Here is an 11,815-nt window from a genome sequence, read left to right on the forward strand (position 1 = left end):
CGCTTTCAACAGTTGCACCTCCTGGCGAAAATAAATTCGGTTTCATCTTCTTCGCTTTCATTGCCATCAACTAATCAGCGCAGCGTTGCGATCTGGCGGTTACGGCTGGTCAGCGCAAAGCGACCGATAGCAAAGCTCAGTGCGCCGCTGATAAGCAGGGTGATCAAGGTGCCCCAGGCTGCTTTGGACAGGTTCTTGGCGGCTACGTCAGCTGCTTCGCGGGCTTGCTGCTCAGCCTGTTGCTTGAGGGCTTCGACTTTCTCTGCAGCCTGCTGGTAAGCACGGGCGTAGTTGTCGACGACCTGCTGGGCTTCTTCGCGGCTCTTGCCGGTCCGAGCAGCCACGATGTTGACCAGTGCATCCTTGTCAGCGGCGCTCAGCGCTGGGTCGCCAGCCTGCTTGATGCGGTCGAACCACTGCTGCAGTTGCTCCATGGCTTGAGTCGGGTCATTGGCGACGGTGGTCGCAGCCTGTTCGGTCTCGGCGCTCACCTGTGCAGCGCTTTGCTCAACATTATTCGGCGCCAGGCCTGCTTTGCCGGACTGTTGCAGGGTTTTGTCCAGCTCAGCCTTGAGGCTGTCCCAGTCCAGGCTGATACCGTTCTTGTCGAGCTGCTGCTTGATGCTCTGGCCAACCCCCGGCGCTGCTGCGGCTACGCCATCAGCGGCCAGCGACAAGCCTTTGCCCGCGATATTGCCGGCGGTGCCGACCACACCGGTGGCCAGCGAGGCCAGCAGCCAGGTGGTGAGCAGGGTGGTGATGGTCCAGCTCAACAGGCCATGCAGGCCACCGCGAGTGGGGGCAGTGCGGCCTGCCACCCACGCACCAGCAGCTACTGCAAGCAGGGTGCTGGCGAACAACCAGATACCGGCACCGGTGCCGAATCCGCGCAGCGGGTTGCCGGCTTCGAGCGGATCAACCGCGCCAGCACCGATCGCGGTACCGAGCACGCTCAACAGCAGATAAGTCACCAGGGCAATTGCACCACCGGCGAACACTGAGCTCCACGATACCCGCAATGGCTGGGCAGGCACTGCGGTAGTGGTTGCGTACGCGTCAGTCATGTCAGTCATCTATGCATCCTCAGCAAGGCAGATTCCAGTTCAGTCACACCGTGGGTGGACCGTGATTTGAGTTTGCCCAGGCGTCCAGGGCCTGTAATGACGCATCTGCACCCCCCGATCTGGTGCATTCGCACTAATCTGCACGGGCAGGCGATGCACTAAGCTGGGCGGGCACCTTTTGCCACGGCGTGCTTCTAACCCGGGTGCGCCTTGACCCACTGGAGATCGACCCATGAGCGACGCTGTGCTTGCCCGAGAAACCAACCGCCGCCAGTTGCAGCAGATCATCTCCGGGTTGTCCGATGGGGTGATCCTGGTCGAGGTCGATCAGACCATCCTCTGGGCCAACGAAGCTGCCCTGCAGATGCACGGTGTCAGCGAGATCAGCGAGCTGGGCGCCAACGCAGAGGAGTACCGCGAGCGGTTTGCCTTGCGCTATCGCAACAACCACCCGCTGGAGCCCGAGCAATACCCGATCAGCCGGGTCGCGGCCGGTGACGTGTTCAGTGATGTGCTGGTCGAGGTGCTGCGGATAGGCGATGAAGAAGAGCGCATGCGCGTGCAGCGCATCCGCAGCATGGTCCTGGAAGACAGCAAGGGCGCCCCGGAGTCCCTGGTGCTGATCATCGCCGATGCCACCCAGTGGGCGAGTGCCGAGCAACGCTTCGAGAAGACCTTCAACGCCAACCCGGCACCGGCGGTGATCTGCCGCTTGAGCGACCTGCGTTTCATCAAGGTCAACCAGGGCTTTCTGGAGATGACCGGGCACACCCGGGAGAACGTCATCGGCCGCTCGGTGTACGAGGTAGACGTGCTGGAAAACGCCGAGCGCAAGGACCTTGCCATCGAACGCTTGACCAGCGGCGGTACCATCCCGCAGATGCAGGCCGAATTGCGCCTGCCTGAAGGCGGCAGCAAGCTGGTGATCGTTGCCGGCCAGCCACTGGACATGCATGAAGAAGACTGCATGCTGTTTTCCTTTACCGACCTTGAGCCACGGCGCAAGGCCGAAACCGCGTTGCGCCAGAGTGAAGAGCGCTTCGCCAAGGCGTTTCGCCTGAACCCGGTGCCGACCCTGGTGTGCAGTGCTGACCGCCAGCAGGTGGTGGACGCCAACGAGGCGTTCCTGGCGACCCTGGGCTACACCGCGCAGGAGCTGATCGGACGTACCGTTGATGAGCTGGATGTGGTCGAAGGCCGCGAGGTGAGCACTCAGCTGTTCGACCTGCTGGAAAAGTCCGGACGCATCGAGGGCCTGGACTTGAAGTTGCGCAAGAAGGGCGGCGAGATCATCGACTGCGTGCTCGCCGCCGACACCGTCAGCCTGCAGGACTCGCCGTGCTACCTGCTGGTGGTGATGGACATCACCGAGCGCAAACGCTCCGAGCTTGAGCTGGTGGAAGCCATTGAGGCGGTGATGCACGATGCGTCCTGGTTCAGCCAGACCCTGATCGAAAAACTGGCCAACGCCAAGAACCTCAACACCCGCCAGTTCCCGCCGGCGTCAGTGACCGACCTGACCGCGCGCGAGCGCGAAGTGCTGGGCCTGATCTGCGAAGGCCTGGCCGACAAGGAAATCGCCGCGCGGCTCAAGCTGGCGCCCAACACCGTGCGTAACCACGTGGCGACGGTGTACTCCAAGCTCGATGTGCACAGCCGCAGCGAGGCCATTGTCTGGGCTCGCGACCGGCGCCTGTTCGTGCGCCAGGGTTGAACGTTGGCCGGCGCGCGGGTCTCTAACGGTACGCATTGATCACTGGAGAGGTACTGACAATGAACCCAGCAACGGAAGGTTTGGAAGAACAGGGGCCCAGCGGCGTGCCGTTCATCAACGACCCGCAAAAGCCTGCCAACCATGGCCACACCGAGGTGGTTGAGGAAGAGGAAGATATCGATCCGGTCGAGCCAGAAGAGGCCGACTGATGGCCGCGCCAACCACACCTGATGGTCGTTATTTCGTGATCGATGGGGTGCTCTGGCGCTGCTCCAATCCCAGCCTGGCCGAGCCAGAGCGGCAACGCTTGGTGAATGAGCTGATGACTGCTCGACGGGCTGTGAAAGCGGCCAAGGGCAGTGTGGATGCAGAGGCGTTGCGCGAGGCTAGAGCAGGCGTGCAGGCGGCCAAGGTAGCCCTGGGCGAACGCGGCCCGGTGTGGTGGGACGATGGCAGTGCCGACTTCAATCGGCACAAGGTCCGGAATACACCCTATGCGCAGTGGTATGAGGGTTTGCAGACCTGAGCAAGCGGCTATCGCGGGCCAGGACGGCCCGCGACAATTGCGCTATGGCACCTCAGTGATGCTGGAGCGCGGCACGTACTTCACGGACCTGTGCCGCAGTCACCTTCGAGGCCTGGTTCGACCAGCCATGGCGCAGGAAGCTCGCCAGCGCGGCCACTTCAGCATCGTCCATGCGCTCGGCAAAGCCGGGCATCGGCAGCACCGAAGGGGCACGTTCGGTGGATGGCGTCATGGCACCCGCGAGGATTACCTGGATCAGCGCCGACGGGTTCTCGGCATTGACCACCGAAGCACCGTCAAGCCGCGGGAATACCTGCTCGGCGCCCTGGCCGGTGACAAAGTGACACGCGCCACAGTTGTCCAGGTACAGCCGCTGACCCAGATCCAGGTCCTTGGCCGCCGTCAGTTTGGCGATGGTGGCCTGGCTGCGCTGCGGGGCGTGCTGATACTCACCTTTACCGGTGGCCTCCAGCGATTTGAGGTAGGCGGCCATCGCCAGCAGGTCTTCGTCGCTCATGTGCGAGGTACTGTTGGCGACCACATCCTTCATCTCGCCCGCCACAGCGGCGATGCTGTTGCGCCCGGTGCCCAGGTAGTCAACGATCTGCTGCTCGCTCCAGTGCGGCATGCCGCGCAGCGCCGGTACCGCCCAGCCATTGAGCTCAGCGCCGCTGAGATAGCTGCCAGTGCGCTCGTCCAGCCCTTGCTCCTGCATGGTCAGTGCCCGTGGCGTGTGGCATGAGCCACAGTGGCCAAGGCCCTGAACCAGGTAGGCGCCGCGCTGTAGTTGGGCATCGTCGATGCTCACGGCGTCCGCCGCAGCCGCTTCGGGCGTAGGCGAGAACAGCGCGCGCCAGTACGCCAGCGGCCAACGGATCGACAGCGGCCAGGCAATGCCATTGGCTTTGTTGGCCTGTTCCACCGGCGCCACACCCTTCATGAAGTAGGCATACAGCGCCTGCAGGTCGGCATCGCTGACCTTGGCATAGGACGGGTAGGGCATCGCCGGATACAGCGCGCTGCCGTCATGGCCGATACCGCGGCGCATGGCCCGTTCGAACTCACCGTAGCTCCAGGCGCCGATACCGGTCTTGTGGTCGGGGGTGATGTTGGTGGAGTAGATGGTGCCGATTGGCGAAGCAATGCCCAGGCCCCCGGCGAAAGCCTTGCCGCCATCGTGGCTGGTGTGGCAGGCCACGCAGTCGCCGACCCGGGCCAGGTAGGCGCCCTTGTCGATCAACTGTTCGGTGATCGGCTGTGGCATCTGCGCGCTGGCGTCGCCGGAGCGGTTCAGCCACAGGCTCACGGCCCAGGCCAGCAATGCCAGCAGGGCCGCGAGCAGGAGCAGACGGATCAGGGTCGATTTCATCGAAGCGCTCCTCATGCCTGCACCAGCGGGCCAGGGTTTTTCAGGTACTGGTCCTTGATCGCCTGGGCGGCGAACAAGGTCAGCGCGCCGATCAGCGCGGTCGGGTTGGCCTGGAAGTTCTGCGGGAAGGCGTTGCCGCCGGGGACGAATACGTTGTGCACGTCCCAGCTCTGCAGGTAGCGGTTGAGCGCGCTGGTCTCGGGCGAGTCGCCCATAATCGCGCCGCCGACGTTGTGGGTGGAGACGTACTTGGTGATGTCCCAGTGCGAATCCATGTCCAGGTAGCTTTCGCTGACGCTGTCGGGGTTGAGCTCCTTGGTGATGTCGCCAACGATGCCACGCAGGTGCTGCTGCAGTTTCAGCTCGTTGGGCTTCCAGTCGAAGGTGATCCGCAACAGCGGCTGGCCCCACGGGTCCTTGTAGGTCGGGTCGAGGTCCAGGTAGTGCTCGCGATAGGACATGCAGCCGGTAGAGATACTGACCTTCATCGAATGGCCGTACCAGTCCTGCATGCCTTCTTTCCAGCCCTGGCCCCACTCAGGGGTGCCGGCGGGCAGGGCGGTGCCGATCGGCGTGCCGGTGGCCTGCGAGCTGTGGATCTTGGCGCCGCCGATCACGCCCAGTGCCGGGCCGTCGAAGTTGCCTGGCGAGATGTCGTTGAACATCTGCCCGGTGGCGCCGGCAGTGGCGAACGGGTTGAAGGTCTTGTCCTTGAAGAACAGGGTGCTGCCGCCAACGCTGAGGAAGGCATAGTTGCGGCCGATGGTGCCCTTGCCGGTCAGCGGGCTGTACGGCTGGCCGATGCCCGACAGCAGCATCAGGCGCACGTTGACGAACTGGAAGCCCGCCAGCACGACGATCTTGGCCGGCTGGAACACTTCGTTGCCCTGGCCATCGGCATAGGTAACGCCCTTGGCAGTCTTGCCGTCGGCGTGCAGCTCAACCCGCAGGACGTTGGCGTTGGTGCGGTAATCGAAGTTGTCCATGCGCTTGAGAGCGTCCATCACCGCGGTTTGCGGCGAGGCCTTGGAGTAGTTCAGGCACGGGTACTTGCTGCAATAACCGCAGTAGTTACACGGCGCGATCTGGTTGCCGTAGGGGTTTTTCCAGGCGCGCGAAACGTTGGCCGAAGGGTTGGGGAACGGGTGATAACCCAGCTTGCGCGCGGCTTCGGCGAACATCGTGTTGTTCAGCGTGTCTTCCAGCGCCGGCAGCGGGAAGGGGCTCGAGCGTGGCCCTTCGAACGGGTCGCCGCCTTCGATGATGCGCCCCTGCAGGTTGCCGGTATTGCCCGACAGGCCGCAGATCTTGTCGAATTTATCCAGGTACGGCTCGATTTCTTCCCAGGTGAACGGGTAGTCCTGAATCTGCATACCTTCACCCAGCACGCCGGGTTTGTAGGCCTGGTCGGCGTAGGTCTTGAGCTTGATGTCGGTCGGCGTTGGCCGAATCAGCACGCCGGTCCAGTGCAGGCCCGAGCCGCCGACGCCGGTGCCGGGCACGAATGCGCCCCACTGGCGAGTCGGCAGAGCGGTGCTCTGCATGTTGTGGCGCACGGTGAGGGCGCCGTCCTTGGGCGTGACCATGATCTTGTTGCGCACGCCGTAAGCGTACTGGTCGGCGGGCTTGGGGTAGGTGAAGTCGGCATTGCTGCGGTCTTCGCCACGTTCCAGGGCGCGCACCTTGAGGCCGGCCTGGGCGAGCTCGATGCTCATCAGCGAGCCGGCCCAACCGAGGCCGACCACGACTACATCGACTTCGTCATTGGTAATGTTTGGCATAGGTAACCTTGAATGCTCTGTCGCTTGGCGAAGGGTTCAACCGCGCTGGCCGGTCAGGCTGACCGGGCCGAGCGGGTAGGGGACGTTGTGCTGGGCTACCCATTCCAGGTAGCTGGCACGCGCGCCGGGGAAGCCGATCGCAATCCACGCCTTCATGCCTTTGTTGCCGCCGTAGATCGGATCGGCAAGCCAGCCCTGGCGGGTGATGTTGAGCAGTTCGCTGAACAGCAGCTTGGCCTTGAGCACAGGCTCGCCGTGGGCGGCAAAGTCGACCTGGCCGTTCTGCATCTGCTTGAGCACCTGCTCGCGATCGCTCAGGGACAGCAGGGCGAAGTGCTGGCCGTATTTGGCCTGGCACCAGCCTTCGAGCGCGGCGATGCCCTGGCGGTAGATCTGCTGCGGAGTGAACGGCAGCTGGTAGCCGAGGGTGGCCGGCGCGTTGACGTCGAACGGGCCCTCAAGGTACACCTCGCTACCCAGGTCACCGGCCAGTTGCTGGTCGATGAAGATCGGCACGTTGGTCTCCAGCGCACCGGGGCCGCGGCCATCAGCAGGGATCAAGCGGTCGCAGGCAGCCAGGATGAAGGTCCATTCGGCTGCAGTGAAAAAGATCGGCGTGTAGCTGTCCAGGCTCGGCGCGGCGAGCTCGGCGGCGGCAGCGGCGCTCAGGCCGTTGAGGGCGATGCCCATGGCGGGCAAGGCGATCAGCGAGGACAGCAGAAACTTTCTTCGCGATGTTTGCGTGGCAATCAGCATGCGGGTTCACCTATGACTATTCACGAGGAACCCGAGATGTATCCGGTAATCCGTTACCTGTAGGAGCCGCGATAGTCTCAGATGAGATAGCGCTATCTTTCAGTGTGCCTGGTCAGGCGCTACAGCAAAAACGGCTCTACGAAGTGTGGGGAGACTGAATTGGGCGCTGCTCTTGTATGAAGCCTGGCAGTCGCGTGGCTTGAATGAACGACCCTCTCGAGGGCGTCATTAGGCCTGATTTGGACATCACGGGTAGCGAGAAGCATAGCAAGCTACCGAGTCTGTTACAAAACATTTCTGGATGGATGTCAATGTCGCTAGCGTCGCAGGCCTTCAATGCACCAGCTGAGTGATGCATGCCGGTCGCGAGAGCTGTCTGGCTGCTTTATTCAGGGCTGGATACAGCGGCCTCAGCTGCTTCGGCAGCGGCTTTCAGACGGTCTGCCTTGCAGATGTACTTGGGTTTTTTCGGGGCGAGTTTGGCGTTGGCTTTTTGCGCCTTGGCCTTGAACAGCTGTTGCAGTTTTTTCTGGCGGTTCATGTGCTTTCTACCTGCGAATGGACGCCGGCATGATATCGCGATTTCAGCTCGCGCGTGTGCGCCGGCTGGCCGGCGCACAGAGCGACTGAAGCGTAAACCTCAGGGAATCAAACGTGCCTCTCGCAATTGATCAAACACCTCGAAAAACGCCCGATCACTTGCTTGATAGGCACTGAAGCCCAGCAACCGACTCTTGGTCATGTCGGTCACGACTTCGATCGGCCGGCCGAGGTCGGCATCGGTGTGCCAGGGCGAGACCAGGCGGCTGATGTCGGCTTCCTTGAGGCCATGCTCGGCGACGATCTGGCTCCACAGCGCCTGGTCATCGGCCATCTGCGCCTCCAGCGGCGTCGGCGACTCGGGGAAGGGCGCGGGTGTGAGGCCGAAGTAATTGGCGATCCGGCCCCACATCCACTGCCAGCGGAACACATCGCCATTGGTGATGTTGAACGCCTGATTGGCGGCTTCAGGGGTAGTCGCCGCCCATAGTTGCTGCTGCGCGAGCTGGCGGGCGTCAGTCATGTCGGTCAGGCTCTGCCACTGCACGCGCGAGCCGGGGAACACGAACGGGCGGCCGCTTTGCTTGCAGATGCTGGCGTATACGGCGAGGGTGGTTGCCATGTTCATCGCATTGCCGACGGCCACGCCGGTGACGGTGTGCGGGCGGTGGACGCTCCAAGTGAAACCATCGCGCTCGGCAGCGGCAAACAGTTCGTCTTCCTGGGCGTAGTAGAAGTTCTCGACATCCAGCCGGCCTTGTTCCTCACGAAACGGCGTCTGCGGCAGGCTGCCCTTGCCATAGGCCTCGAAGGGGCCAAGGTAGTGTTTCAGGCCGGTGACCAGAGCGACGTGTTTGACGCTGCCTGCCGGGCGCAGCGCTGCGAGCACATTGCGCACCATGGCGCCATTGACGCGGATGTTTTCCGCTTCGCTGGCCTGGCGCGACCAGGTGGTGATGAATACGTGGGTAGGCTTGAGGTCGGCCAGCGCCGCCTGCAGCGAGGCAGGGTCTTGCAGGTCTGCGGCCACCGGGATGATCCCCGGCGCCGCCGTTGGCGTACGCGAGAGCGCTGCCACCTGCCAGTGATTGTCGAGCAAAAGCTGGGTGATGGCGCTGCCGACGATGCCGCTGGCGCCGACTACCAATGCTGTCTGGGTCATGATGTTCTCCTCAAGTAATGGTTTTCTGAGCAGGCCAGCACGCCAGAGGTTCAAGCCGATCTGTGTTCGATTCAGCCGCTGGCCCGAGCGGCGCGCAGGGTCAGCAGCGCTGACAGGACCAGCAGTGCGGCGCTGGCAAAGAATGTCAGCCGATAGCCACTGCTGTCGAAGAGTACCCCGCCTGCGGTCGAGCCGAGTGCGATGGACAACTGGATTACCGCCACCATCAGCCCGCCGCCGGCTTCTGCATCATTGGGCAGCGACTCGGCCAGCCAAGCCCACCAGCCCACCGGTGCAGCAGTGGCAAACAGGCCCCACAGGGCGAGCAGGGCGAACACGGCGGGTACCGAAGTGCCGAACATGACCAGGCCTACGCCGATGACGGCCATCAACAACGGGATGAAGATCAATGGCCGGTACAGGTTGCGCTTGAGGAAGGCGCCGATCAGCACTGTGCCGATAAAGCCCGAGACGCGCCCTGGGCACGCTGGCCTTGGGCACCAGGCGCATGGCAACCGCCGCAGACATCGACCAGAAGCCGCCGATGACCACGCCGATCAGGGCACGGCCGAGCATGTAGACGCTGTAATTGCTGGCCGAGCCGACAATCAGCCCAGATACGCACATCAGTGCGGTCAATAACAGCAGCAGGGTCTTGCGGTCGAGCGAGCCGGCCAGCCTGGCGATGGTCAGGCTGGTCAGCACGGCGAACGCGCCGGAGATGGCAATGCCGTAGCCGGCCAGCCCTTCGCTGACGCTCAGGTCGCGAGCGATTGGCGTAAGCAGGCTTACCGGCATGAACTCGGAGGCAATCAGCGCGAACACGCACAGGGTCATGGCAAAGATGCCGCTCCAGTAAGCGGGCGCACTGCCCTGGCCGTCGTTGCGGTGCATACCCGGCGAGGCCTCGATGGTTGGGCTGGACATAATGGATTCCGTTTTTGAAGGACAATGCAGCTGACGTGTCGTGGTTTAAATCTTGACTGATAGAGCGTCTGCTGATTAGTAGAGGGAATCTGAATGTGGTTGTGAGAAAATATCAGCAATGAAGCACGCCAAGATCAACGACCTGCAAGCGTTCATCGCTGTCGCCCAGGAACAGAGTTTTACCAAGGCAGCGGCCCAGCTGGGCGTCACGCCGTCGGCGTTGAGCCATGCGATGCGTGCGTTGGAGCAGCGCCTGGGCGTACGGTTGCTGGCCAGGACTACCCGCAATGTCGCGCCCACCGAGGCCGGGCAGCGCTTGCTGCAGTCGCTGGCGCCGCTGTTCGAGCAGATTGCCGAGCAGGTCGAGGCGCTCGGCGAGCTGCGCGACAAGCCTGCCGGGACCCTGCGCATCACCTGCACCGATGACGCCATCGATCTGTACATCCGGCCCAAGCTGAAGGCCTTTCTGCAGACCTACCCGGATATCACCCTGGAGCTGATGGTGGACTACGGCTTCACCAACGTGGTCGAGCAGCGTTTCGACGCCGGGATCAGAATGGGCGAGTCGATCAGCAAGGACATGATCGCCGTGCGCATCAGCCCGGACTGGCGCCTTGCGGTGGTTGCTTCACCCGAGTATTTCGCCGCTCACGGCATACCGCAGACGCCACACCAGCTCACTGAGCACCGCTGCCTGAATATCCGCCACCGCCCTGCTGGATCGATCTATGCGTGGGAGTTCGAGAAGGATGGCCAGGCCTTTACCGTGAAGGGCGAGGGCCAGTTGGTGGTCAACAGCATCATGCACGTGCTCAACAGCGCGGTTGACGGTATCGGCCTTGGCTACGTGCCGTACGCCCTGGCGGCGCCACTGATCGCTGAGGGGCGCTTGCAGGAAGTGCTGGCGGACTGGTGCCCGTACTTTCAGGGCTTTCACCTTTATTACCCGAATCGGCGGCAGCCCTCGCCAGCATTTACCGCCTTTGTCGAGGCGATGCGCTATCGCCCGTAGCTCAGGTGAGCGCCGGTTCGACTGGTTCGATCGCCCGGCCCAGCTGCATTGCCTGCGCCTGCAAGATACGCATCAACTGCAGCGTGGCCTGGGCTGGTGGTTCGAAGCGCGAGTAGACAAAGCTGATATCGAAGCTGATCTCATCACTTAGCGGCACAGTTTTGAGGCCGCTGTCCTGGGCGACGAACTCGTCGATGATGGTCATACCCATGCCTTGCTTGACCAGTGCCACGGCCTCCACTGCATTGGTGAACGACAACAGCGAATCAAGCTGCACGCCGCAGCGGCTGAAGGCCTCGCCGAGCAATTGACCGAATGCCATGTCCGGGCGGAACAGCAGCAGGGGATAGCCCTGCAGTTGTTGCAATGACAGGGATGGGTGATGCGCCAACGGGTGGTCGAACGGCATCAGCGCAACCATGCGCCCGCGCATGTAGGGCACCGAGTGCAGGTGGTCGTGCGGCAGCGGCAGGGCGGCGATGGCCAGGTCGACCTTTTTCGACAGGATCTGATTGGCCATCTCGACCATGAGCGTGGTCTGCCATTCGATATTCAGCGCCGGCACCTCGCGCTTGAGCTGGGCCAGCGCTGCCGGGATGACCACGGTCGACAGCGAGGCACTGCAGCACAGGCGCAAGGTGCGCTGGGCACCGCTGGCCAGTGCCAGCGCACAGTCGTTGACTACCAACGCCGCTTGGTACACCCGCTCGACTTCACGATAGAGGACCTGCGCCTCGCCGGTCGGTACCAGGCGATTGTTGATCCGTTCGAACAAGCGGTAGCCCAGGCGCCCTTCGATGTAGCCCATGAGCTTGCTCACCGCTGGTTGCGAGACATAGAGCAGCTTGGCCGCGGCGCTGATCGAGCCGGTCAGCATCACCGCGCGGAATACTTCCATGTGCCGCAGCTTGAACAGCATGTGATCTGCGCTCGGTCGGTCTGAGGGCATAATCATTACCTTTGG

11 protein-coding genes and 1 pseudogene are annotated in these 11,815 nt (G+C 62.9%); 4 read left to right on the top strand and 8 right to left on the bottom strand.

The features are described 5' to 3' along the window. Nucleotides 1–74: 74 nt before the first annotated feature. On the bottom strand, nt 75–1,064 hold the full coding sequence (locus IDM28_RS09190) for a hypothetical protein (protein ID WP_150572937.1): 990 nt from the start codon (nt 1,062–1,064) through the stop codon (nt 75–77). Between the two features lie 232 nt (nt 1,065–1,296). Between IDM28_RS09190 and IDM28_RS09195 the strand changes: the two genes are divergently transcribed. The 3 genes from IDM28_RS09195 to IDM28_RS09205 are packed head-to-tail and all read left to right on the top strand — an operon-like array spanning nt 1,297 to nt 3,304. Beyond that, a complete protein-coding gene (locus IDM28_RS09195) occupies nt 1,297–2,778 on the top strand; it encodes a helix-turn-helix transcriptional regulator (RefSeq protein WP_101318674.1) in 1,482 nt (493 codons plus the stop codon). Nucleotides 2,779–2,837: 59 nt separating this feature from the next. After that, complete coding sequence (locus tag IDM28_RS09200) at nt 2,838–2,987, top strand: hypothetical protein (protein ID WP_181089522.1); 150 nt, start codon at nt 2,838–2,840, stop codon at nt 2,985–2,987. Beyond that, on the top strand, nt 2,987–3,304 hold the full coding sequence (locus tag IDM28_RS09205) for a hypothetical protein (RefSeq protein WP_150569513.1): 318 nt from the start codon (nt 2,987–2,989) through the stop codon (nt 3,302–3,304). The genes IDM28_RS09200 and IDM28_RS09205 overlap by 1 nt, the downstream gene beginning before the upstream one ends. Nucleotides 3,305–3,356: 52 nt before the next feature. Here IDM28_RS09205 and IDM28_RS09210 read toward each other — a convergent pair whose 3' ends face one another. The 6 genes and pseudogenes from IDM28_RS09210 to IDM28_RS09235 form a co-directional block, all read right to left on the bottom strand. Next, nucleotides 3,357–4,673, bottom strand: a complete 1,317-nt coding sequence (locus tag IDM28_RS09210) for a cytochrome c (protein ID WP_101318678.1) — start codon at nt 4,671–4,673, stop codon at nt 3,357–3,359. Nucleotides 4,674–4,684: 11 nt separating this feature from the next. Next, the gene (locus IDM28_RS09215; RefSeq protein WP_188035769.1) at nt 4,685–6,454 is read right to left on the bottom strand and encodes a GMC family oxidoreductase; all 1,770 of its coding nucleotides are present in this window, start codon (nt 6,452–6,454) and stop codon (nt 4,685–4,687) included. Between the two features lie 36 nt (nt 6,455–6,490). Continuing rightward, nucleotides 6,491–7,210 carry a gluconate 2-dehydrogenase subunit 3 family protein gene (locus IDM28_RS09220; RefSeq protein ID WP_101318682.1) on the bottom strand — a complete coding sequence of 240 codons (720 nt, stop codon included), beginning with the start codon at nt 7,208–7,210 and terminating at the stop codon, nt 6,491–6,493. A 385-nt stretch (nt 7,211–7,595) separates the two neighbouring features. Further along, on the bottom strand, nt 7,596–7,751 hold the full coding sequence (locus IDM28_RS09225; protein WP_101318684.1) for a DUF2986 domain-containing protein: 156 nt from the start codon (nt 7,749–7,751) through the stop codon (nt 7,596–7,598). A gap of 99 nt (nt 7,752–7,850) precedes the next feature. Then, nucleotides 7,851–8,912: an SDR family oxidoreductase gene (locus tag IDM28_RS09230; protein WP_101318686.1), complete on the bottom strand. Its 1,062-nt coding sequence runs from the start codon at nt 8,910–8,912 to the stop codon at nt 7,851–7,853. A gap of 71 nt (nt 8,913–8,983) precedes the next feature. Beyond that, nucleotides 8,984–9,806 (bottom strand): annotated as a pseudogene (locus IDM28_RS09235) (MFS transporter). Nucleotides 9,807–9,957: 151 nt separating this feature from the next. Between IDM28_RS09235 and IDM28_RS09240 the strand changes: the two are divergent. Continuing rightward, on the top strand, nt 9,958–10,851 hold the full coding sequence (locus IDM28_RS09240) for a LysR family transcriptional regulator (RefSeq protein ID WP_150572925.1): 894 nt from the start codon (nt 9,958–9,960) through the stop codon (nt 10,849–10,851). Between the two features lies 1 nt (nt 10,852). On the opposite strand, the gene IDM28_RS09245 is transcribed toward IDM28_RS09240, so the two are convergent. Continuing rightward, nucleotides 10,853–11,806 (bottom strand): LysR family transcriptional regulator, encoded by a 954-nt coding sequence (locus IDM28_RS09245; RefSeq protein ID WP_150569507.1) that lies wholly within the window; start codon nt 11,804–11,806, stop codon nt 10,853–10,855. Between the last annotated feature and the right edge of the window lie 9 nt (nt 11,807–11,815).

This window comes from Pseudomonas sp. EZ-C24 (assembly GCF_014525325.1).
GTDB lineage: Bacteria > Pseudomonadota > Gammaproteobacteria > Pseudomonadales > Pseudomonadaceae > Aquipseudomonas > Aquipseudomonas shirazensis.